Origin of the sequence: Terriglobus roseus, from assembly GCF_900105625.1 — a bacterium.
GTDB lineage: Bacteria > Acidobacteriota > Terriglobia > Terriglobales > Acidobacteriaceae > Terriglobus > Terriglobus roseus_B.
In genome coordinates this window covers 196,798-221,653 of sequence record NZ_FNSD01000001.1, presented here as the reverse complement: position 1 = coordinate 221,653, position 24,856 = coordinate 196,798, and the positions used below count along the sequence as shown (strand labels likewise).

13 protein-coding genes are annotated in these 24,856 nt (G+C 60.0%); 9 read left to right on the top strand and 4 right to left on the bottom strand.

The features are described 5' to 3' along the window. The first annotated feature begins 53 nt into the window (after positions 1–53). Genes BLW03_RS00880 through BLW03_RS00860 form a run of 5 tightly spaced genes read left to right on the top strand, consistent with a single transcriptional unit; the run spans position 54 to position 9,703 of the window. Complete coding sequence (locus BLW03_RS00880) at positions 54–2,780, top strand: baseplate J/gp47 family protein (RefSeq protein ID WP_139285048.1); 2,727 nt, start codon at positions 54–56, stop codon at positions 2,778–2,780. Continuing rightward, complete coding sequence (locus BLW03_RS00875) at positions 2,777–5,041, top strand: hypothetical protein (RefSeq protein WP_074651920.1); 2,265 nt, start codon at positions 2,777–2,779, stop codon at positions 5,039–5,041. The genes BLW03_RS00880 and BLW03_RS00875 overlap by 4 nt, the downstream gene beginning before the upstream one ends. Before the next feature lie 28 nt (positions 5,042–5,069). Next, a complete protein-coding gene (locus tag BLW03_RS00870) occupies positions 5,070–7,316 on the top strand; it encodes a DUF6519 domain-containing protein (RefSeq protein WP_074651919.1) in 2,247 nt (748 codons plus the stop codon). 19 nt (positions 7,317–7,335) lie between these two features. Beyond that, positions 7,336–8,241 (top strand): DUF6734 family protein, encoded by a 906-nt coding sequence (locus BLW03_RS20515; protein ID WP_074651918.1) that lies wholly within the window; start codon positions 7,336–7,338, stop codon positions 8,239–8,241. Positions 8,242–8,248: 7 nt separating this feature from the next. Then, complete coding sequence (locus tag BLW03_RS00860; RefSeq protein ID WP_074651917.1) at positions 8,249–9,703, top strand: eCIS core domain-containing protein; 1,455 nt, start codon at positions 8,249–8,251, stop codon at positions 9,701–9,703. Positions 9,704–9,891: 188 nt separating this feature from the next. On the opposite strand, the gene BLW03_RS20945 is transcribed toward BLW03_RS00860, so the two are convergent. After that, a complete protein-coding gene (locus BLW03_RS20945) occupies positions 9,892–10,293 on the bottom strand; it encodes a hypothetical protein (RefSeq protein WP_244501904.1) in 402 nt (133 codons plus the stop codon). On the opposite strand from BLW03_RS20945, the gene BLW03_RS00855 reads away from it, so the two are divergent. Together BLW03_RS00855 and BLW03_RS00850 are read left to right on the top strand one after the other, a co-directional pair. Beyond that, the gene (locus BLW03_RS00855; protein WP_244501903.1) at positions 10,294–14,250 is read left to right on the top strand and encodes an eCIS core domain-containing protein; all 3,957 of its coding nucleotides are present in this window, start codon (positions 10,294–10,296) and stop codon (positions 14,248–14,250) included. It abuts the gene before it with no gap. Positions 14,251–14,282: 32 nt separating this feature from the next. Then, a complete protein-coding gene (locus tag BLW03_RS00850; RefSeq protein ID WP_074651915.1) occupies positions 14,283–15,341 on the top strand; it encodes an outer membrane protein assembly factor BamB family protein in 1,059 nt (352 codons plus the stop codon). Positions 15,342–15,353: 12 nt separating this feature from the next. On the opposite strand, the gene BLW03_RS00845 is transcribed toward BLW03_RS00850, so the two are convergent. Next, complete coding sequence (locus BLW03_RS00845) at positions 15,354–16,727, bottom strand: cytochrome P450 (RefSeq protein ID WP_074651914.1); 1,374 nt, start codon at positions 16,725–16,727, stop codon at positions 15,354–15,356. Between the two features lie 85 nt (positions 16,728–16,812). Then, complete coding sequence (locus tag BLW03_RS00840; protein ID WP_139285046.1) at positions 16,813–17,928, bottom strand: fatty acid desaturase family protein; 1,116 nt, start codon at positions 17,926–17,928, stop codon at positions 16,813–16,815. Between the two features lie 428 nt (positions 17,929–18,356). Between BLW03_RS00840 and BLW03_RS00835 the strand changes: the two genes are divergently transcribed. After that, the gene (locus BLW03_RS00835; protein WP_083350219.1) at positions 18,357–21,674 is read left to right on the top strand and encodes a thioester reductase domain-containing protein; all 3,318 of its coding nucleotides are present in this window, start codon (positions 18,357–18,359) and stop codon (positions 21,672–21,674) included. On the opposite strand, the gene BLW03_RS00830 is transcribed toward BLW03_RS00835, so the two are convergent. Continuing rightward, positions 21,661–22,425 (bottom strand): hypothetical protein, encoded by a 765-nt coding sequence (locus BLW03_RS00830; protein WP_074651912.1) that lies wholly within the window; start codon positions 22,423–22,425, stop codon positions 21,661–21,663. The two genes, BLW03_RS00835 and BLW03_RS00830, sit on opposite strands and share 14 nt — an antisense overlap. Before the next feature lie 208 nt (positions 22,426–22,633). On the opposite strand from BLW03_RS00830, the gene BLW03_RS00825 reads away from it, so the two are divergent. After that, the gene (locus tag BLW03_RS00825; RefSeq protein WP_074651911.1) at positions 22,634–24,847 is read left to right on the top strand and encodes an MMPL family transporter; all 2,214 of its coding nucleotides are present in this window, start codon (positions 22,634–22,636) and stop codon (positions 24,845–24,847) included. The last annotated feature ends 9 nt before the right edge of the window (positions 24,848–24,856 follow it).

The window sequence follows — 24,856 nt, the reverse complement described above, 5'->3', positions numbered from 1 at the left end:
TCTGTGGATGCTGTGCAGGTGAAACACGCAGCACGCCGGAGGGCATCCGGAATGTGCCTGGCCTTGCCGAGATTCGCTACCGTGTAGGCAAGTACGGAACGTTTCGCGAAAGCATGATGGCGGCTCTCTCCGACACAAACCTGCCCGCACTGCAAGGTTTAACGACACGCGACGCCGGTGACTTCACGGTGGCGCTACTGGACGGTTGGTCCGTAACGCTGGACGTTCTGACAATGTACCAGGAGCGTCTGGCAAATGAGGCCTACCTTCGAACCGCTACACAGCCACGTTCGGTCTTCGAACTGACGAGGCTGGTTGGCTACGTTCCTTCGCCCGGCGTTGCCGCGTCGACGGTGCTCGCATTCACATTGAACAGCGCCCCGGGAGCGCCGGAATCCGTGCTGATTCCGGCAGGTACACGCGCGCAGAGCATCCCTCCGCCGGGCGGCTTGCCACAGGTGTTTGAGACAGAAGAGGATCTTGTTGCTCATAGGGGTTGGAACGCCTTACCAGCGATGGCAACTGTACCGTGGGCTTTGGCGGGTGAAGACACGCGAACATGCTTGGCGGGTGTGAGTACAGGCTTGCAGCCGGGGGATGCATTGCTGTTCGTGGCTGCAACGGATGGCGTCGCCAAGGCAGCAGGACCGGCCGACCTGCGCACCATCACTTCGGTACAGGTGAGGAGTGCCGATGCGATCACTGAGGTGGGCTGGGATCGTGCGTTGTCTTCATTCACCGCAGGCGCCGGTAAGGACGAAGTTGTTGTGTATGCAATGCGAAAGAAGGCATCGCTCTTCGGATCGCAGGCACCGAATCCTCTGCTGTTTACGACCGCAGGAATCACCAACTCGACGGGCTATCCGGGAGAGGGCCAGACAGACTGGCAGTTTCAATATTCGAGCGGCAGTCATGAGGTCAATCTTGACAGCCAGTACGCAGGGATCGCTCCGTCAGGCGACGTGGCACAGTGGGCGGTGTTGTCGACAGGAGCGATCACGGCGCTGCTGCAGATTGGCGGCGTTCGCGATTGGAATCCGAATCTCTACACGCTCACGGGCAAGTCCACTGCGTTGAAATTCTCCTCTGCCGCGGTGATAGAAGGCACTGCTGGCGCAGCGATCGATGATCTCTTGACCCTGATTGTTGCCGCGTCACGCACGGCGACGGTCTATATGGCGAGCGAGCAACTCCCCGTGGCAAAACTTCCTCTGCGTCCGCCTTATGTAACTCCGACCGATGCGTTGCCGTACGCCATGTCCGGGGACTTGCTGCAGCCGGTCGTAGGGACATCGATCACCATCCAGGGCGGACAAGGCATCGTTGCCGGTATGCCAATTGCCGTGCAGGGGAAGGCCGTCAGGCTGCGTGTGCTGATACCTGCCGATGCAAGTTTCGTGCCGGATCAAACGTCTAGCAAGCAACTTGTGACACCGAACCAGGTGTTCCTGGTTAACGGGTTTCCACCTACGGCGGCGGCGAGTGAAAGCGTCTGGCAGGTGATCATGAGCAGCGGCATCGCGGGCAGCCTCCATCTCGCCGATGGAACTACATTCCGACTGGAGGCCTCTAGCAGCGAGGACGTACTGATAGGTGAGGCCTCACGAGTGAATCGCGTGGAAACGCAGGGCGACGTGACCACGCTGCACCTTGCATCCGCCTTGCAGGGCATCTACGACACGGTGACCGTGACTGTGAATGCGAACGCGATGGACTCGAATCACGGTGAAACTGTTCACGAGATCCTGGGCAGCGGTGACGGCACGAACGCAGCGTTGCGACTCTCGCTCAAGCAATCGCCTCTCACCTACACAAGCGCGGACACGGGTGGCGGCATTGCTTCGACATTGCAGGTCTGGGTGAACAACCTGCGGTGGACAGAAGTGCCAAACTTCCTCGGCTCCGGCCCTTCAGATCGCGTGTATGTGACCGGAGTCGATCAGGGTGGCAAGGTGTTTGTGCAGTTCGGCGATGGCTTGCGGGGTGCCCGCACACCGACAGGGCAGTCGAACCTGCGCGTCGTGTATCGCAAGGGCATTGGCTCTGCGGGGATGGTGAGCGCGGGACAGATCTCGCAACTACTCGACCGTCCGCAGGGGCTGAAGGGAGTGGCGAATCCCAGCGGAGCGTCTGGCGCGGAAGATCCCGCCACGCCGGCGGATGCGCGGACCGCCGCACCGATGCCCACGGTGACGCTTGGGCGGGTGGTGACGCTGGATGACTTCCAGGCTTACGCGAGCGCGTTCCCGGGCATCGGCAAGGCTCTTGCTGTGTGGAGCTGGCTCGACGGCGAACGGGGTGTGCTGGTAACGGTCTCCGGCGTGAATGGATCGATGCTGTCCCCGGAGGATGAGGCTGCAATCCATCTGCTGGATGATCTCCAAAAGTACGGAACTGGCCGCACACCGGTGCGCGTTGTGCCGTATCGTCCCATCCTGTTTTCGATCGCGGCAGGTCTGAAAATCGACACCACGCAGTTTGCCGTAGATGAGGTCACCTCACGCGTCTGGAGCGCGCTGCAGCAGGTCTTCGCCTTTACCAATCGCAAGTTTCAGCAGGGAGTGGCGGGCAGCGATGTCGTCGAGCGGATCCAGTCCGTCAAAGGCGTACAGGCGGTGCAGTTGCAGGGCCTCTATCGCAGTGGGGATGCGTCGAGCCTGCCGCCGGCTGGAACGTTGCGCGCTGACACGCTTGCTACCGCACCGAACAGCGTGCTGATGGGGGCCGAATTGTTCCTGTTGGATCCCGCCTCACGCGCAGGGCTGGGGGCGTGGCAATGAAGCTTACCGGACAGGACCTGATGCGGCTGTTGCCGGCGGTACACGGTATTCGCGATGCTGCGGCTGGCGGCCCTTTGGAAGCGCTGCTGGATGTGCTGGGCGAACAGGCTGGCATTGTCGAAGACAATATCCTTCAACTCTATGAAGACCAATTCATCGAGACAAGTTCTACGTGGGCCGTTCCTTACATCGGAGACCTGATTGGTTATCTGCCAATTCAGTCCATCAATGGCGCGTTCTACAGTCCTCGCGCCGAGGTGGCGAACACGATTGGCTATCGTCGACGCAAGGGAACTGCCATCGCTCTGGAGCAAGTGTGTTCCGACGTGTCGGGTCGTCCGGTGCATCTTGCAGAGCGTTTCAAGACCACGTTCACCCTGCAGAGCATGCGATGCATTACTCCTTCGCAGCCCGCGTTTGCGCCTGTGCGGTCGCAGCGAACGATGGAACGGATTGGCACAGCATTCGATAGCGTGAGCCATCGTGCAGATGTGCGACGCATCTCACCACGGCTTCGAGCGGTGGCTACTCCGGACATGGACGCGGTGGACATTGCGTTACACGGCGGAGGGCAGTTCAACCTGCCGAATATCGCGTTGCATCTTTGGCGCTGTCGCAGCTTCCTCGTTGAGAAGGCTCCGGTTCTCCGCGTGGACGATGGACGGTACACCTTTGATCTTGCAGGCCTGGACATTCCACTCTTCTCTGCGCCCACACTTCGCACACCGTTTGACCACATCACGACGCGTATGGACGTTCCGCAACCGATCTCACTACGCGAAGTACAGACATCTGCCGACGACTTCTATGGCGAGACGAAAAGTCTCTACGTGTGGATCGATGGCGTTGCCGTTGATCCGCAACACATCGCATGGAAGCGCCTCTCAGGAGACGAAGGACGCTGGTGCGCCGGCGTCCCCGGCAGGGTGACGGTCGATGTCCAGTGCGGCCGCATCGCGCTCGCGCCAGAGTGGGGTTCCCCTTCGGAAGTGTTGGTGCGTTTCGCGTATGGCTTCGCTGCGGACATCGGCGGAGGAGCGTATGACCGATCGGTTCAACTCACCGCCGACACCATCGCCGGAGAATTTCTTGCGATTGTGGGCTCTCCTTTGACTCCGACCGTGGAAGACGCAGTCGCGCTATGGAACGCGCAGCCCGAAGGCACGACCGGATCGATTGTTTTCGTTAATTATGCGCGGATCGATTGCGAGGAGGCGCTGCAGATCCGCATCCCTGCAGGAAGCGCGCTCACGATCCTTGCCGCTACGGCTCATAGCGCGAACGGCGTCAGCAGTGGGTTCACCGGGGCACAATCACAGGTGACGTTGGCGGCGGACCTTCTCGTGACGGGCGAGGCATCGGCCTCAAACGTGAACACGGGCCGACTGGCTCTGAATGGTCTGCGTCTGCTCGGATCCATTGCGGTGGGCGGTGAAGCGATCGGCCTGTCCGCAAATCATTGCACGGTGCTGCCGGATCCGGCGCGACTGCACGCCGCAGGTGCGGAAGGGCCTCGCGAGCCAAGCTTCACGGTGCTCTCTGCAGGGACATCGCTCACGATGGAGCGGACACTGACGGGGCCACTTGCCGTGGTGGATAGCGCCACCGTCATGCTGTGCGAGGTTCTACTGGACGCTGGGTCACCATGTTGCATCGCCTATGCCGGTGCAGAGCCTTCCCAGCAGGGCGGCGATCTACAGGTGGAGAACAGCACGGTCATCGGGAAGGTCCGCACGCGCACCATGCCGCTGGCTTCGAACACCATCTTCCGCGCGCGGCTGGCGCGGAACGATTCCTGGCCGGCAGCCGTGTGGTGTGGACGCACGCAAACCGGTTGTGTCCGCTTCTGCTCGCTGCCATTTGCTTCGATCACGCCGCGCCGTTACCAGTGCCTGCCAACCTCGCTTGTCAATGAAGGTGCTCTGTCTCCCATGTTCGTCTCGCTGCGCTACGGACATCCGGCTTACGGTCTGCTGGCAACAAGAACGCCGCTGGCTGTGTGGCATGGTGCGGACGATGGCGGGCAGATCGGCGTGATGCATGGAATACAGGAGTCAGAGGCAGTGCAGAACATGCAGCTCCGCATTCCTGAATTTCTTCCAGCAGGCATGGAAGCGGGCGTGTTTCTGGTGACGCCGACGGCCTGTTGCGAAGGGCCACGACGGCATCCACACTACGGCGTGCGAGTTGTTCCAGAAGATTGTTGCGAGAACGGAGCGTCCGACGAGGGCGTAAGCGGTATCGGGATCAGGCTGCTTTAAACGGCCTGTTCCATAAGGAGTGGACGACATGAGGGGCGACTTCAGCCGCATCCGGTTTAATCCGGCAAAGAACTACACCTCGGTGCTGGAACAGCAGGGCCGCGTGGCGCTGGATGCCGACGCGAATGAGCAGCGTTACATTGACGCGCATCTGCGGAAGACGGAGATCGTGGACGTCATCGGAGACTATGGTGCTCCGAAGGGTGACGATGGTTTCGCAATCTCCATCCGAGATGGAAGGCTGCTCTTCAGCGCCGGACGTTATTACGTCAATGGCGTTCTGTGCGAGGCGATGGATGACGGCGATTTTGACAACCAGCCGTTTCTGATCCATGCGTCCAACACCGCACAGCAGTTGTTGGAAATGCTGCTGCAAGGACAGGGCAACGCCTCACTGCGTGTGTGGCTTGAGGTGTGGGAACGACTCGTCACTGCCCGTGAAGACTCCTGCCTGTTGGAGCCGGCGCTAGGCCAGGCCGCAGAGACCACGGCGCGACGGCAGACCGTGTGGCGTGTAGTTGCGGAGCCGGGCACCGTAGAGTTTGCCAACAGTACCTGCTGCTCCGGCATGTATCGCGACTTGCTGGAGCCACCGAGTCCCAAGATGGCTGCGCAGACGAATCCCGCGTCGGATGCATGTGGCTGCGACCCCGTGGCGTCCAGTGGTTATGTCGGACTGGAAAACCAGTTGTATCGCGTGGAGGTCCACCAGGGTGGTGGCCTTTCGAATGCCACATTCAAGTGGTCGCGTGAGAACGGATCGGTCGTCGCAAGCGTGGTGTCCATGCAGGGCGCGGATGTTCGCGTTGACTCCCTGGGACCAGACAGCAACCTGGGTTTCGCCCCGGATCAATGGGTGGAAATTTTTGATGATTCCACGCTCTTTGGAGAGCAGCCCAACGGCGCCGGCATGCTCTACCAGGTGAAGAGCATCGAGTCATCGACTCGCACCCTGACCATGTTTACGACAGTGTTGCCGGTGGACACGTCGAAGAACGCACGCGTCCGGCGTTGGGATCAATCCGGCACCAGCGCTTCCTCTTCCGGGCTGCCACTCGGCAGCGGTGGTTGGGTTGCGCTTGAGAACGGTATTGAAGTTTCTTTTCAGCAGGGGATCTACCGCACTGGCGATGCGTGGACGATACCCGCGCGAGCTGCGACCGGTGCCATCGAATGGCCACCGTGCGGTTCCGGTGGAGATCTGTACCAGCCAGCTCAGCGTGTGCGGATTCTGCGCGCGCCACTGGCATGCATCACTGCGGATCCCGTCGGAGTGTTCACCAACGGCCAGGGCATCCCTTTCGCGATTGCAGATTGCCGCCGCCTGTTCCCTCCGCTCACAGATCTTGATACCGCGAATCCCGCGTTGCATGTAACTGGTATCAGCTGGGTCAACGACAGCGTGATGAGCCTGGACGAACTCGCAGGTAAAGGCCTAGTGGTGAACTTGGATGGTGCGCCTACGTCGCCTGTATCGTCCGCAATCTTTACGGTGACGATGGAGAATGTTCTGGATATTGACCAGAAGCCTCAGGAACTAACGAATATCCGTCAGCCTTTCATCCTGGATGGTGCGGTGACGCGGTCAGGAACCAGCCTGCAGTGGCAGATCTCGCAGGACGCACGCATGCTTAGCTTCCTGAACAGCCTTTTAACAGGGCAGGCGCGGTTGCGCGCCAGCGCTCGCGTCCGCGTGCGCCTCTATGGCAACCGCATCTTTGCAGCAGCTGCTGGCAGCACGCTGTATCTGGACGGCGGAACCTTCGCGCGAACGTCGGTACAGGCAGATGGCACGGAGCATGTGGACCTGCAACTGCCCTCAGGTAGCCATGTTGCTGCGGCTGACTTCGAGAGCTGGTTCTACCTGACACCGACACTAACGCTCCTATCCGTCACACCAAACAGCTTTTCTTATTCGCTTCTGGTCAGTCCGAACAACACCGTACTTGCGGTCCAGACAACGGTGAATCCGGGCGTACCACCACAGAACATTTCTCCCCTCGTTGAGCTCGTATTGTCCGTTGCCGCACCCGCAGGGGGGGCGGAAGTGGTCGTCTCCCTCGCTGGCAACCCGGAGGTGGCATCCCTCGCCGCAACCTCTGTTGTTGTGCCGGCAGGATCGACCACGGCGCAGGTGGGCATCGTTGTGAAGCGAAATCCGGGAGCAACAACACTTTCCTTTACGGTGAGTGCCGCCCTCAGGTCAGCTCCAAATGCACCGGTGAGCGCGACCTTCACCATCACCGGCATGCAGCCGCAGATCATCATCGGCTGAAGTCAACAGGAGATACGCCATGCGTGCCGTGTTCTCGTTCTGGAGCAAACCGTTTACCGCGTACAAAGGCCGTATCTGGGCCACGCCCATGCATCATCTGCTGGCGTGGGGGCTATCGGTTCGGCTCGCGCAGCAGCATTTTGACGAGGTTGTGCTGGTTACGGACAAGGCTGGGAAATCGCTGCTGGTCGACCGGCTGGGGCTGAAGTTTAACGACGTCAGTGAGCATCTGCAGGAATTCCGCGATGTCGATCCGGGATGGTGGGCATTCGGCAAACTTGTGGCGTACAGCATGCAGACAAAGCCGTTCTGCCACATCGATAACGACGTTTTCCTGTGGAAGCCGTTGCCTCCAGCGCTGCTATCTTCCCCCGTGTTCACGCAGTGCCCGGAGTATCACCACACAGCCTGGGAATGGTCAGGCCCAGGTTATGTGGAGGAGGCATTCGAGGCGCAACATCGGAAACTGCCGGCGGAGTGGACATGGGCCCGGTCGCTTCACCCGGAACGCTTCTGTGAGGACAACTGTGGCATTCTCGGCGGGACGGACGTCGCCTTTCTGCAGTACTTCTCAACGCTCGCCATCGAACTGGTGACGCAGAACGCGCCCGCATGGGATCGTTTCAGCGAAAAGGAAGGCTTCAACATGATTGTGGAGCAGTTCCTGTTGAATGCCTGCGTACGCTATCACCGCGCCCATCCGCAGTCACCCTTTGCGCGTGTCAGGATGGGCTATCTCTTCCCCTCGTTTGAGCAGGCATACGAGGAAGATCGTGCAGCACGCGCAGGTTTCACGCATTTGCTGGGCGATGCGAAATCGCATCCAGCGATCTCGCGCCGGCTCGAAGAACGCATGCAATGGGAGTCACCTGACTTCTATCGCCACTGTATGCGGCTTCATCGCAACGGACACGCCACAGCCTGAGGACAGCATGAGTGTGAAGCACGCCAATGCGGCCGCAAAGCAGGGCAGTGGCCCCGTCGCGCGCAGGCAAAACGGCTCTGCTGCGCACGCGAACAGGAACGCCGCATCGGCGAAGCAACTGGTCGCCCCCGGTGCGGCGGCGCTCCGCAGCATGCGGTCCATCGGTTCCGCTCAGAAGTCTGCCGGGAAAAGCCCATCGGCTCCAAAGGCCCAGTCGCAATCCACTCCGAAGATCGAGCGTGGAGCTCAACTCGAAGCAGAGGCAGACCACATGGCGCGCCATGTTTCCACGCGGAAGTCGGGCACACGCCTTCTGTCACCGAAGCAGCAAGGGCAGGAGCGAGAGACGGGTGCGAGAGACAACGCCGCGAAACGCGAGCCCGTGCGGGCGGCCCCGAGTGCGGGAGGTGATTCCCTGGATGCCGGCACCCGCACCATGATGGAACGCCAGTTCGGTCGTAGCCTCTCCCACATCAGGATTCGCGAGGATGCGAAGGAGTCACACGCGGCCGAGCGGCGTTCCATGAAGGCGTATACCGTCGGCAGCGACATCGTCTTTGCACCCGGGCGATATAACCCTTCCACGACTGAGGGCCAGGAGCTGCTGGCGCATGAGATTGCGCATGTGATTCAACAAAGCGGCGGGGAAGGCGCGAAGACATCACGCGATTTACGCCCTACGTTGTCCGCAACGAAGAGGCAGGTGCAGTCAAAGGTGGAAGTACGTCCCGTGGGAAAGGGCGAGGCTTCCGCGTTCGAGCGAAGGCAGGAATTGCTGGACCGCATGAACCACCTCTCCGCTGGCATGCAATATGTCCTGGCGGGCCGCGAGATCACATACACGATTCTGGATGCGTCGCATCTCACGCCATTCGATCAGCGCATGCGCGGCTTCATCGACAAGCCGGAGACTGTGCCCCTGCGCCTCATCACTTCCGCAGGCCTGGTACGGGACGGCAATGATCCGTGGAAGCCGCTGAGCGTGGATAGTTTCGGTCTCGGTTATCTGGATGTGGATGACATGCGCGCGTCGGATGACAACAGCTTCCAACTGAATCTGCTTCACCTGCTGACAGAGAGATTTGCTGTCTCGCGCTACGACCAGCGCATTGGCACCTTCACACAGCGCGATAGCGGAGAGTTCGATCGGGCACATGCCGCAGGCGTCGCGGCGGAGACCCAGTTGCTGCGTGACAAGGTGGGCGACCCCACTATCCGTTTTGTCTTCGAGGAGGACCGCGGCGATAACGTGATGGTGTTTGGCTACCGAAGCAGAGAGGGCTACAGCATCTTCCACGTTCTTCGTTCCAAAGGTGGCGGCGTGATGGCCGGCAACGTCTTCGTGCAGACGAAGGATAAGCGCAGGCTAAGCCTGGATGACTTCATCGCAGAGCGTAGTGCGGCTGCTGCGGCACGCGTGCCCGCGGCGCCTCCGGCGACCACCGCGGTCGGCGCTCCCTGAGCTGATGCATGCCATCTCTTTCACCAACACGCAGGACAGAAAAAAAGCCCGACGGCCGCGGCAAAGCCACGCCCCGCGGCAACGTATCATCCGCGGTGCTTGACGCGGAAGAACAGCACAAACAAGCCCGCCCCGTCCCGCGAGTACTTCCGAATGTTCGCGGCCCGTCGATCGCTGCGCAAGGGAGCTCAACGCGTGTTCAGAGCACTGGAACGCCATCCGTTCCGACCGTTCGTCCCATGCTGCCGGCACTTCTGCCGCGCGTCCGCCTGAAGCTGGGGAAGGCGGACGATCCCCTTGAATACGAGGCGCAGCGGGGCGCCGAACACCTTCCCGGAATAACGGTGCAAGCCGTGCCGCACGCGCACGGTCTGCTGCAAAGAGCGTGTGCCTGCGGCGGTACCTGTGAACACTGTCAGAAAGAGAAAGAACAACTTCAGCGAAAGGCCGCTACGCCCGCCGAACCGCAGCGGGATCTCGAGGAGGACGTACCGGACATCGTGCAGCGCGCGCTCGATCTGCAAGGTGAGCCGCTCGATCCAGTGGTGCGGTCTTTCTTCGAGCCGCGGCTCGGGCTCGATCTGCGGCATGTGCGCGTCCACACCGATGAGCTTGCCGCGAAGTCTGCAGACGCTGTCTCTGCACTGGCGTACACCGTAGATCGTCATATCGTCTTCGCTCGCGGTCAGTACGATCCCCGCAGCGAAGCGGGCCGCCGCCTGTTGTCGCATGAACTGATCCATGTGGTCCAGCAGACGGGAGGAGCCGTGCTTGCGGGAGCGGGACGTGGTCGCGAGGCTGCTCTGGAGCAGGAGGCGGAGCGCGCCGGGGATCAGGTCAGCGCAGGTGGCTGGGTGCATTCGCTGTCCAGCTACGGCGTGATTTCTCCGCAGAGACAGGAAAAGAAAGACGACGACGATCCGCCAGAGGCGAGCATCGGTGGAAGCCTCTACCACTTCATCTTCTACCCGAAAGCCGGTGCCACCTTCCAGGCTGGCCCCACGAATCCACAGATGCTCGGCATGATCTTGAAGGCACTCGTCCGGGATGCCTACACCTCAGAGTTTCGGGAAAGGGTCAACGCGGAACTCTTAAAGGTTTTCAATCGGCCACTCTTCGACTCACCCCCGGGCGGGACTTACACGGCAGCGGATTATGCGGGGCGCGTCGCAAAGAAAGGAGACCCCTTCATACCAGCCTTTGCCAGGCCGGTGGCCATGCGCCTGTTGATGAGCGCATGTCAGAAAGCCGGCCTTGAGGTGAAGCTGGCTCCCGAGCTTGAGCAACTGCTTCTGCTGGCCGAGGCTGCTGAGTTTACCTATCAACTCGTTCGTCCAGGCATGCCGAAATGGTTCTCTGAGCCGCTGTTCGATGCAGTGATGGCCCAGCGTGCCAAGTTGCTTCGGGATGTCATCGCTGCCCGGAAGATCCCCGGAGATGCCGGAAAACAGGCGGCGGCACAGGCGGCGAACGATGTCGCCGCAAGCCTGCTTCCTCCCGTGGATGTGCTTGATGAGATCCGGCAAGAAAGTGCGCTTGCCACACATCCCGTGTATCAGAGCATGTGGCCCACCGGAAGGCAGAAGGGCGCAGATCCAAAGCGTCCATCCTTGGCGGCGGAGGACGCAGTGCCGAAGCTGCAGGTCGCCGCCGGCCTGATTGCGTACGCAGATGCCAGGCCAAAGCTAACCTTGGATGCGCTCAACAGCAGTGTTGCGCGTAAGAAGCTGATGGACAGCTACGCCGTTGCGCAGTCCTATCGAACCGGTGAGTCTGGCGCTCAGGGCATCCAGACCGTCACAGACTATCCCTCGCAGTACACGGCAGATCCATTTCCCGCAACGCTTGCCGTCTATCCACAACTTGAAGGACAGCTCTACGGCTCAACCCGCTCGGAGTACGGCTTCCAGATGAACGTGGAATTTCCTGATATCTGGGCGGCGTTCCAGTCGCATCACTACGAATTCAAGGTCTTTCGTGTTCCGGATGACAAGCTCATCAACGCGGACAAGGCATTGAAGGGAAGCGGCCGCCGCTCAAGCCATTGGGCCACCCTGGACCATCGCATAGCGCAAAATCAGCGCTATCAACAGGCGGACGTACGCGCTTACGCGAACTCCCTTTGGGACCAGATGGGTGCGCCCAGCGTGACCATGTCGGTCCTCGGCCTGAATGCAGCGATGGCGGATTTGGGTGACATAGTCAAGACCGCGGTGGAGACACTCTTCGATCCGCATTACGTAGCGCGTTTCAGCTTCGATGATGAAGGCTTGTACATCGTCCGCGCGATCGCGGCCTATACGCCTGATCAGGAAGTGGTCATGAGACGGCCACCCAGCGCGGCTTACATGCCGCTGTTTGCGAGTGACCCCGGCCTGTTGGCGGAGATGCATCTGCAGGGAAGCATTGGCGAGATAGACGATGCATCCACCCGGATCGGCCAGATCGATAAGGAACTCGCGGCGACCAAGGATGAAAAGAAGCGCAAGGAGCTGCAGGACGAACGCAAGCGGATGGTCGCAATCACCGGCGGTGTGGAAGGCCTGCTGAATTATCAACGGGATCAACTTACCTCAGGAACCGGGGACGACAAGGATCGCGCGGATCATCTGCAGGACATTCTGAACACACGGAAGGCGCGCGGCTTCGATGCTAAGAGCGAGCGGCTGCCGACCGTGTACATCAGCGATGCGGGCCAGGTACTCGACCTTCTGATTGAGGTTCGGAAGGGGACTGAGAACAGCGATGGTACTGCGGAATACATCGTGAATGATGCGACTGCGCCTTCCAGCACCAGTGCCAAAGCCACGGGCACGCGGCATGATGCCATCGTCACAGCGCTGAAAGATCTCTTCAAGAATTCTGACTATGGCCGCGGCAAGGCGTCGGTGAAGCTGGACGGCGTCCTCGAATCCATCGATGTCCCCACGCTCGCAGAAGGCAAGCTTTTCATGGAGGCGGCTGGCCATGCGTCGACGCTGCTGACGATCATTGCCATCGCGGCAGCACCCTTCACCGGCGGTGCAAGCATGGTGCTGATGGTGCCGGCCATGGTGATCGGCGCAATTCCATCCATCTACAACATCATTCATCGTGGCATCGATCACACGCTGCACTTCGACCTGGCGCTGGCGATGGATGTAGTGAACGTTGTCGGCGCTGCTGTTGGCGTCGGGGCAGAGACACGTGCCGGGATGCAGGCCATACGTCTGGGCACCACGGGCGGCAAAGTCCTCATCGTGACAGGTCTCGGAGTGATGGGCTCCAGTGTCCTCATGATGTCGGTTGGCGCTCTGGATCAGCTTGACCGCGTCCGCGATATGCCCGAAGGACTGCAGAAGGCAGAGATCGCCAAGATCATCGGCGGCCTGATGTTTCACGCGGGCATCATGGTGGGCACAGTGCTGGCCGCTAAGTACCGTGCGGAGAATGCTCCCCGCACCTTCGACGAGTGGGTCACGGAACTGGAGCAACCCACGCGCGAGAAGCTGGAGAGCACCCGCGACGAAACGGCGCCCGGCAAAAATATCTGGAAGATCTATTCCGAGATGGATCCGGTTGTTCGAGACCTGCTGACGCAGTGCGGCAGCGACTGTGTCCCGATGGATCCGCCGTCGCCGGCTGATCAGGCCCGTATCAAGAAACTCTCGATGCGGCTGACTCCCAAGGCGCGCCGGACTCTGAAGGGACTCATCCATGACAACCGCGGTCCGGGCGAACTCACCGCACTGCTGGATGGCCTGGAACAGGCCGCCGCGAAGTCCAAAGGCAAGGCGGCCAGGGGACAAAGCAAGGCGGAGGCCAGCAACGAAGCTGCCATTCTGGCACGCGGGAGCGGTGCGGACTACGTCCTTGCGAACTTTTCGGAGGGCCCGGTGGAGGCACTTGATCCCGCCAAACCTGGCAAGTGGAAACGAGCACGCGCTCTTGCTGATGAGATCAGTAAGGCCGGCACGCTTGACATGGAGGCGGTGGCCAACGCGCTCGACCAGGTTCGCAGGACGGAAGGAGGTGATCCGGAAGAGATGTTGGGTCACCTGAAACGCCTGAGCGACGTTGCCGCAAAGATCAAAGGTGTTGACAAGTTTCTGGGACCGGATGGTTTGACAGGTTCCTATCTCAGAGCGAAAGGGGCGCGCTGGACGCTGCGTTTCCTCACAGAGGCCGCTCTATGGGACAAGGTCGTGGCGTTTGAAGAGCCTGTCCCGGGCGCGCTGATCAACCGTGTCGTGGATGTCCGACTTGCAGATGGCACCCGAATCGAGTTAAAGAGTTGGAGCGAATGGAAGAACATTGCGCAGGAGGGGTTCAGCCGTCAGATCATGGCAGACTGGCTGCCCACCAACAACATGCGCGATCCCCTGATCTGGGCCTTCGAGGACGGACCCGGAATTGGCACAGCGCCGGATATCATTGCGAAGATGGGGCAGGCACTCGACAAAGCACTTGCAGAGAAATGGCGAGGATACGAGGACGCCTTCGCGCCGCGCAGGGTTGCAGCCATTAAAGATAAGCTGCCGTCCATAGTGCGTGTAGGGCCCAAATGAGCGCATATCATCCATGTGCGCATAGCTCCCCGATGCGTCGTCAAACGCAGGTGCCGGAGCTGTTACTGCCCGTTACGCGCTTACGGACTTCGTCGCGGTGCGAGGACATTGTGCAGCCCCCGTTGCTACAGGATGATCGAGTCTTTCTCATCGCCCGTGACGGAACACTCACGGCGTATGACGCTGACCTGAAGGACAAGTTATGGAGCCGTGCTTCAGACGTAGGATGGGGAACATCCCAGCTCTGGCAGGGGCATCTGCTGACCATGCCATCACCCGGCTTGCTCTCCGTCGTGGACCTTAGAAACGGAGAGGAGGTGGAGCGGCAGGAGGTCGGTGAGCTTACGCTGAACTACAGCGCTATAGTGGGGGATCTCGTACTCACGCCCCTCGAGTATCCAAAGCTTGGCGCGTGGAACCTTTTTAAAAAGGAGTTGGTGTGGACGGCACCCTCCGAGTGGGAGCTTTCCTACCTGACTGCTGACGAGAGTGTCGTAGTCGTATCCGAGGAATCGGAATGTGTCGGTCTTACAGTTGGGGAAGGCACAGAGCTGTGGCGCTACTCCGTAGCTGAAGTGGGACGTCACACGCTTGCGCTGCATGGCGAACGACCGGGCGCCACACTCGGCCATGCAGTCCTCGGAAACGGAATCGCTTTCCTGCCGGTCACAGGCGGCTTGCTCCTGGCATTGAACACGACGGACGGCTCGCTGCGGTGGCAATACCGGGCACAGACAGCAAGCGTGCGAAACTTTGCGCTGGCTCCGGATCGAGAGGAGCTCTATCTCCTAACGGAGAATCGTCTCACAGTGCTCCATCCAACCAGCGGGAATGTCCTGCGCGACTATGCGCTCCAGGGCCTCCAACACCCGGCAGGCGATGGACCGTATTCTCCCATCAGTCTTTCGCAGGACGCGGTATGGACTGTGGACGGCGGTGGCATGCTCACTGCGATCAGCCGCGAGAATGCGCGTGTGCTGCAGCGTGCGGCTTGCGGGACACCGGTGTACGAGCCCATGACGCTTGGGCGCGATCGCATCTACCTGCTGAATGCGCTCGGGGGTGTGACCGTCGTGGGCCACCGCTCATGAAGAAGCAATGCCTTAAGCGATAGACGCAGCGCGCTCCTGGGACTTGGTAAAGGTCATCCGGATACCGTGTCTCGGCCGCAGGATCACCATTGCCTGCTCTTCAATGACCTGGTGGGGCACGGTCTGGAAATCGTACTTTCGCAACAGGTCGCTCAGGATCATCAGGACCTGCAGCATGGCGTAATTGTTGCCGATGCAGCCTCGCGGGCCGCCGCCGAATGGGAGGTAAGTGAAGGGTGCGCGCAGCTTTTCGTTGCCCTTGATGAAGCGGTCCGTATCGAACGTTTCCGGATTCGGCCAGTGTTTCGACGCGTGGTGCGCGCCGTACACGTGCACGATGACCATGGAGCCGGCAGGAATCACAACATCACCGATGCGGTCGTCTGCAATCGCTTCCCGATCGACCATCCAGAAGGGCGGGTACAGGCGGAGCCCTTCCTGGATGACTTGCGTTGTGTAGACGCACTTCGTCACATCGGCGTGATCGAGTGGGGCGTCACCCAACACCTCGTCAAACTCCTGACGTACCCGCTCCAGGGTCTCAGGGCGTGAGCTTAGCAGGTACAGCAACCACGAGAGCGCATTGGACGACGTCTCGTGCCCAGCCACCAGCAACTGCATGCTCTCGCTCAGGATGAGCTCATCGCTCATGCCTTCCCCGTCAGCGTAGCGAGCGTCCATCAGGGTCTGCAACAGGTCCAGGGCGGGCGGTTCATTGCGCCGCTTCTTGATGTACTCCATCAGCACGGCGTCCGCGCTACGCCGCATCTCTTCATGCTTCGTCAACTCGCCCGATACTTCAAACCATGGGTTCAGATATGGCTGCAGCGTCTGCTTGACGATGAATTCCTGAACGTCGCAAATAGTGCGACTGACCAGTTCAATGTCCTCGTCCTTAAGGCGTGCACCAAAGAGCGAGCGCGCGACCATCGCGAAGGTGATCTTCATGAGCTGCGGATAGATGTCGACGGGGCCATTGTAGATCTGTGCGTCGAAGTCTCGCAGCGAATCGGCCAGCGAGTCTTGCATGATAATCGCCAGAGCATCGAGCTGCTTACGGTCGAAGCCCTTCTGGATCAGGCGGCGCTGCGTCTTCCATGCCTCGCCCTCGGTGGTGAGCAGGCCCTTGCCCAGGAAGTGGCCCATCCGTTTCACCTGGATCTCAGACTTGCGGTAGTTGCTGGCGTTGGCCTTTAAGACATGCTCAATCACGGCCGGGTCGATCGTGACGATCGCTTCCTTGATGCCGCCCAGGTAGAAGCGGAAGGTATCTCCCAGCTCCGCGCTGTACTGCGAAAGAACCTGTGTGGGATTGCTGGCCATCGCGCGCGAGTCTGCAAGTGAACGCATACGGGAGACAGCAGGGATGAGCGCGGACGTGGTCATGCCCAGCCTTTCTGGTGGTTGCCTGGAACGGCAGGGAACTGTGAGTCATGCGATAAGGATCGCCGAACGGGAACGGAGCGGAGCATCAGTCTTCGTTCCCCAACTGCCTTAACAACAGCAGATGATGCCGGAGCGCGGCGGCCATCGTGCGATGCTGTCGATAAGGCACGCCGAATTCTTCGGCAGTCTGCTTCACGATGCGGGTCAGCGGTGCGTAGTGGGTGTGACACACGTATGGGCAAAGATGGTGCACGACGTGATGATTCAGGCCGCCCACGAGCCAGCCGACAACGGGGTTCTCCGTCGCATAGTCGGCCGTTGTCGCAAACACGTGATACACGCCGTTTTCGAACTCGTTCCGATGCAACGGAAAGTACGTGTCTTCGATAACGTGAGTCGTCTGGAAGACGAGCACAACGCTGATCCCAACGACCAGGTGAACCAGGAAGAATGCAGTTAGTACCAGCCACACCGGTTCCTTCATCACGAAGATGGGCAACACAAGCATGTAGCTCAGGTAAAACGCCTTCCCCGCGTAGAGGATGAAGTATTCCCGTAACGGATGTCGAGTTCTTGTGAGGTAGTCGTGCCCGGGGAAATAGAAGCTCTGGAAGTCGCGGACGAACACGTATTCCAAGGAAAATAGCGCATACAGAAACAGCGCGTAGATGTGCTGGAAGCGATGCAGCGGCGCGCGCGGATCGTGGGGAGTAAACCGGAACAGGCCACGTCCTTCGATTGCATCGTCTTCGCCGTGCAGGTTGATGCAGGAGTGGTGGCCGCGATGATGCAGAATGCGCCACATGTACGAACTGATGCCGCAGAGGTCAAAGACGTAATTCAAAGACTTGTTGATCAACGGATTCGAGGAGATCGCGTTGTGATTGCTGTCGTGAGCAATGTTCAGCAAAAGAAAGGTCTGCGCGAGGCCGCCCACGAGATAAAGCGCCAGAAACATCCAGGCAGCAGGATGAAGGACGTAAAGCGCGATCCAGCTACCAGCCAGGACCGCTACGCCGGTCGCAATCTTCACCCACATGGTCGTATCGGCCTTTGGTGAGATTGCAGCCTCCGCGAAGTACTGCTCCAGTCGCCGACGTACAACCTTCGGGAACGAAGATGCGCTTGCCCCATCGACCGCAGGAGCCGGAGCGCTCTCCGGCGGGACAAGATCAGCCAATTCCGGTGCTTCAGCAATCATCGCTTGCGCCACAAACACTCCTGACACCTTCGCGATCTCGCGACTGGGTTCGGCTATCTCTTGCCTCCCGATTGTAGAGCGAACGTCGGGAACAATTCGTGAAGGACGTTACATGGCATCGTCAAAATGCTTTGCTACGATGTGACCACACATAAAACGCATTGTCCGGCTGACACCTCGCGCCTCGGGACGTAAATACCTGAAAGCATTCGTATGCAACACACGTTTTTCCGTACGGATCCGGGCGCAAGTCTTGCGCGGGAGGGTGGAAATGTCGCAAAGGCTGAACAATTCGAACGCGTATAGTCACACTCGACGGAGCAATTCCGTCTAAAAGTGAAACACCTGCACTTCGATCCACCCCGCTCTCTCAAGAAAACGTTCCTTCGCTTCTGAGTTCTATTCATACCTTTTTGGAGGATCGCTGATTGATCACGCCGTCTCTTTTGGGGCAACTGCAGACACTGGCAGACAAGCACCCGGACAAGCTGCTGTATTCGTTTCTCGACGTGGATGGCGATCCGACCGAAAGCTACACCTATGCTGGTTTTCTGCTTCGCGCGGAGGCAATTGCTGAGCACCTGCTGAAAGACGACCGATTCGCACCGGGCAGTCGTCTGCTGCTCGCATACCCACCAGGGCTTGAAATGATCTGCGCGTTCTTCGGCTGCGTGCGCGCAGGCCTGATCCCCGTGCCGGTTTATCCGCCCAGTTCGCGTGGCTTCCAGAGCGCCCTTTACAAGATGGTTCATATCGCGAAGGACTGCCAGGCGGCAGCCATCCTGACGAACCGCGACTACCAGGCCTCCCTGAAGACGAACCTGGCTCGCAGCGGCGTCTCCACCTCTGGTGTGGACATCGATTACATCAGCGGCCTGCCCTGGATCTCGACCGAAGAGTTTGTGCATGCAAGGCACGTGGTGCCCTTCGCTGAGCCCTCGAAGATCCTCTTTCTGCAGTACACCTCCGGTTCCACCATGGAACCGAAGGGAGTCATCGTCTCGCACGAAAACATCCTGAGTACCGCACCACTCGTGATCGAGAACGAAGCGCCAGTTGTAGTTTCATGGCTGCCGCAGTATCACGACATGGGATTGATTGGCTGCTATCTGTATCCCGCTCTCCGCGGCGGCACAACGTACGGCTTCTCGCCGATGGACTTCATTCAGCGACCGGTCCTGTGGTTTGAGACGATCTCGAAGTACCGCGCAACGTCAACCGCTGCGCCCAACTTTGCGTATGACTACTGCCTGCGCACCGGGCGTCTGCCAAAGGAGACGCTGCAAGCGTGCGACCTGAGTTCGTTGCTGGTGCTGATGTGCGCCGCCGAACCGGTAAAGCCGGATACCTTTACGCGATTCCTCGAAGCCTTCGAGCCCTACGGTCTGAAGGCGGAGAGCTTCTACGTCGCATACGGCCTTGCCGAAAACACGCTTGCCGTCACGCTTCACGGTCGCAACATCGTATCGGTGAACAAGCGAGCCCTTGCCCAGGGCAAGGCTCGTATGACGGCCGAAGTGTCCGAAATTGACGCCGCGAAGCAGATCGTCAGCTGTGGCGTACCGCTGGCCGGCCTCGATCTGAAGATCGTCGACCCAGAGGCCCACCTCGCGCTGGAGCCGGGACGCATCGGGGAGATCTGGCTTAGGGGCAGCGGCAAATGCCAGGGTTACTGGAACAATGCCGAATTGACCCTGAAGCAGTTCCGCGCACGCCTTGTGGATGACAGCCCCTATGACGATGGCTACATGCGCACCGGCGACCTGGGTTTCATGCACGATGGTGAACTCTATGTTTGCGGTCGCATCAAGGACATGATCATCCTCCGCGGGCAGAACTATTACCCGCACGATATTGAGAATGTCGTCGAGAAGTCATCCAGCCTGATCCGCCACAACTGCGTTGCCGCATTCCAGATTCACGAGGAGAATGAGCCGGCACTGGCTATCGTCGTCGAAGTGAAGAACCCCAGGGTATTGCCCGACGCACGCAAGATCGCGACTGCCGTCCGAAATTATCTGAACGTGGAAGTCGCAAAAATCTCGCTCATCGCACCGCGCGCCGTACCGCGCACGAGCTCTGGCAAGATCATGCGGCACAAGACGAAACAGATGTGGACCGCCGGAGAGTTCAACGTGCTGTCTGACTTTTCGCGCGAGGGGGAAACAGACGCCGCGCAGATCACCGCCGATATGAACTCGCCCTTCGCAGAGTTGAAGGCGCGCTACAACCTGACGGGGCAGGAGACCTATAACCTGATTGAGGCCGGGCTGGATTCCTTGGACCTGGTCGGCTTCATGCACGAGTTGAAGGAACTCCTGAAAGACAAAGGTGCGGAACTACTTGCACGGCAGGTCGATATCGGCCTGGTGCAACGTGTCAGTGTCGCAGAGTTGTTCGGTCTGGCCGACCAGTTAGAGAGCGCTCCCGAGGAAGCCATCCTGCATCTGCGCGAGTTCCTTTCGGTCTTCCGCGAAGAGCAGAATGCGCTGGAGATGCAGATGATGCGTGAGGATACCAAGCTACTCTTCGATCCGCCAGCACCGGCCACTGTACCGAAGATTCCGATGCCGAGTCAGATCCTCCTCACCGGAGGCACAGGCTTCATTGGTCCGTTCCTGATGAAGAGCCTGCTGGAACAGACGGACGCGATGATTCACGTGCTTGTACGTGCTTCCGATGAGATCCAGGGCAAGCAGCGCCTGCAGGCTGCGATGCAGTCGATGGGACATGTGCCCGCTGATTTGATGGAGATGTTCGACGAACGCGTCGTGCCCGTCTGCGGCGACCTCGGCCAGCCGGGGCTGGGCCTGATGCAGGAGGTGTGGGACACCCTCACGAAGGACATTGACACCGTCTTCCATAACGGTGCGACCGTGAACTATCTGTTCAACTACGACATGATGCGCGACGCCAATGTTCTCGGCACGAATGAGATTCTGCGTCTTGCGTTCGAGGGCCGGGCTAAGGAGTTCAACTACGTCTCGACAACCTTCATTCATGGCTGGGCCCATAAGCCCACCCTGTTTGAGACCGATTGCAACGCAGAGATGGCGCTGCTCGACTTCGGCTACAGCCAGACGAAGTGGGTGGCGGAACAGGTCGTATTCGCAGCGCAGGAAAAGGGGCTGTCTGTGCGGGTCTTCCGTCCAGCTCTGGTTAGCCCGTCGGTCGATGGTGGCGGGAACAACTTTGATATCGCGGTTCGACTCGTCGCCTTCATGGTCAACCACGGCATCGGCGTCGACACTCTGAACCAGGTCAGCTTCGTACCTGCGGACATCGTTGCGAATAATATTGTCGCGATCGCGACCAGCCCAGGCACGGCGAACCAGACATTCCACGTCGTCCGCGATGACTACTCGAACATGACCGACATCACGCGGCTGATCACGGAGTCAACGGGGCGCCAGTTCGAGGCGTTCCTCCTACCCGACTTTGTGCCTGAGTTGATTCGTCGCTGCCGCAAGGAAGATCTTCTGTTCCCACTGCTCGACTTCCTTGTAGGATCGGTCGACAACATCTCTTCGATGGAGTTCAAGCGGTACGAGAGCACGACCTACCAGGCGGCGCGCGACGCGTCTGCATGGGGCAGGCCGGACCCATCGCTTGAGGACACGGTGAACGGCATCCTGAAGTTCATGAACCGTAAGGGCATTATCTCCGTTACGGTTCGCGAGGATGGCGAGGAGTCAACGAGCGACGCGCTCATTGACTCCAACGCGCTGTCCGTTACTGCTTCTTGAAGACAAGCTTCTCAGTGACATGCTGGCCAGATTCCAGGGTTGCGGTACTGGTCAGCGTCATCTGCAGGCCGTCTGCGGAGACCTGCCAGCGATCCTTCTGCGAGACCTGGTTGTCCCGTCGATAAGTTGCATCGACGGTACGCGGATCAGTAAGGGCGAGCGCCACGGTATCATTGCGACCGCCCTTCATGTCGTAAGGCTTGCCGTCGAGTCGTGCCGTGTAGGTGTAGTCGCTTGAGAAACGCACACCACCACTGCCGTCCGCTTCGATTTTCAGAGACGAGCCTTGCTGCATGCGCGTCTTGCCCAAGTCCTGCGTCCATTCGCCCGCGAAGGGATCCTTGGGGTCTTTCGTTCCACCGGTGCGTGTCCAAACGGTGATGACGGGCGTGTGGCCGGTCGAGGTCGTCGTGCTGGTCAGGACAGCTCCATCGTTTGAGAGTTTCTCACGCACTGCGGCCACCGGCGCGCCGTCCTTCTTCTCGCGCACTTCCGCTTCTTTCTTGCTAACTCGATGCAGCTCGATCTGGTTGAAGCCCAGGTTGCCGGGTGCTGGAGCCGGTTTCCCATTGGTGCTCGCTGTGAAATCAAGATGCGTCTCACCGGTCATCACGACATGCGTTCCCGTCGGTTCCGTGGTGATGGAAAGCTTGTTCGCCGGCGTCACGGTCGACTGCGCGGAGACAAGCGTCCAGGATCCGATGCGTGGGTCTGCCCCACCCGATTGGAAGGCGAACAGTGCAAGAAGCAAAAAGGTATGAATGGTTCCCCCTAAGTCGTCGCAGAGTACAGCAGCGTGGCGGTTAACCAGCGGCCGTCGGCGTATCTACCCGCTGTTGGATGCTGATGGATTAGCCTATGTGCCGCTCCAAGCAATATCAAGCCGGACTTTTGATGCCACCGCGGAGACCGCGAGCCATTGATCAGGGCCTGTCGGCGTCTATGACATGATGAACGCTATGCATTTTCGCCGGTTTCTGGTGGCTGGAATCATCCTTGTGGCAGCGCTTGCGCTGCTCCCGTTCTCCTTTCATGCAGAGCGTTCCCTCGAGACCGCGACCCGCGTGGAAGGCAGCCAGGCCGAAACTGTTCGCGATGCACTGGCGAACCGCTTCCGATCCCCGTTCGTGGATCAGGTCGTCTTCGTCGTAGAAGGTATTCCGCCGGCCACGTCCGACGAAGGCGCACAGGCGCTCGGGACAATTGTTGCGGCTCTAAAGGCGCAGACCGGTGTCTCCGGCGTCGTCTCGTATCTCGATCTGCGCGACCCCATCTTCCTTGGACGCGGCGGTGGAACGTACGTCCTCGTTGGACTCGCTTCGGCCGATGCTTCCGTGGAGTCGCTGGTTCCGGGATTGCACCAGCTTGCCACTTCTCTTGAGGGCAAGCTCAAAGGGCGCTATCCGCAGATAAAGCTTGAGCTCACCGGCGAGATCCCCCTTAACTTCGACATTCGTAAGGCAAGTGCAGACGATGTGCGTCGCGGTGAGAGCCTGGTCATTCCCGCGACACTCGCACTCTTGCTGGTAGCCTTTGGCAGCCTCGTCGCGGCGTTAATCCCGCTGGCTGTCGGTCAGCTTGCCATCGCAACGACGTTGGCCATCACAGGGTTCCTGGCGCATCGCTGGCACCTCTCCATCCTCGTGCAGAACCTGGCAACGATGCTGGGCCTTGGGCTTGGCATCGATTACGGCTTGCTGATGGTCAGCCGCTTCCGCGAAGCCATCGCAACCGGCCTAAGCGCGTCGGAAGCGTCGGTACTTGCCGCGCGTCAGGCGGGGCGCACGCTGCTGATCTCGGCCTCGACGGTCGGCATCGGATTCCTGGCGCTGCTGACCGTGCCCATCAGTGAGATTCGCTCGATCGGCATCGCAGGGTTCCTCGTGGCGGGCCTCAGCGTGCTGCTCACCAACACCCTCGTGCCCGCGGTGCTGGCGCTGCTGGGGCGTCGCATCGACCTCGGGCGCCTGCCGTTCGCACCCAAGCTCGATTCGCATCGTGCCGAGCGGACAGGCGTTCGCTGGCGACAGTGGGGAAAGGTCATCGTCGCACATCCGTGGATTGCGTTAGTGGTCGCGGGCATTCCTCTGTCAGTACTCGCGTTGCAGGTGCGGCATCTCGACACCAGCGTCCCGCAGGGCGACTGGCTGCCGCAATCGGCGGAGTCCGTCCATGCGCTTCACACGCTGGAACACATGGACCGTGGTGGCATCGTTGAGTCGTTACGCATCATCGTCGAGCTGCCGAAAGACTCTATCTCGCAGACGGACTCGGGCTGGAATGCAGTCGATGCAATCACGAAGCGCATCGCGAGTGATCCACGCACGGACCGCGTGATCTCCATTACCACCATCGCCGAGGGCAACCGCGCCTCGCTGACGGAGCTGTCGCGGGAGACGCGCCGCACGCTCCTAAGCAGCGATGGAAAAGCTGCGCTTCTGCAGGTGCTGCCCAAGGGCAATGTCTCACTGCGCGATCAGGTCGACTGGGTGCGTGAGCTTCGCAGGACGGGTGCACCTACGCTGACAGGCGTACCCGGTGCAACGCTCCTGGTGGGCGGAATTCCGGCGCTGAATGCTGACTATGAAACTCTCATTCGTCAGCATTTCCCGTTCGTGATGGGGCTTGTTGTCGGCGGCACCTTCCTCGCACTGCTTGCCGGGTTCCGATCGATCTTCGTTGCGGTGAAGGCCATCGCGCTCAATCTCCTCTCGGTGGCAGCATCCTTCGGTGCCTTAGTGCTTGTCTTTCAGGACGGCTATGGCAGCAGGTTCCTTGGAGTTCCCGGCGGTACGGGCAGTATCTTCCCGCTTGTACCAATCGTGACCTTCGCGATCGTCTTCGGGCTGAGCATGGATTATGAGGTCTTCCTTGTAGCGCGCGTGCTGGAAGCACGGCGCAGCGGCTTGAGTGAAGAGGAAGCTATTCCGGAGGGCATGGCACGGACTGCAGGCCTCATCACCAGCGCCGCTGCCATCATGATCGTGGTCTTCGCCGCATTCACCTTTGGCGGCTTCCTTGTGGTCAAGATGATCGGCTTCACGCTGGCGGTCGCCGTGTTGATCGACGCGACCATCGTGCGCATCATCATCGGCCCGGCACTGCTTCGCCTTGCAGGCGACTGGAACTGGTGGCCCGGTGGTCTCGGCAAGCCGAAGGTCGCAGAGGAGTAAGCACATCGG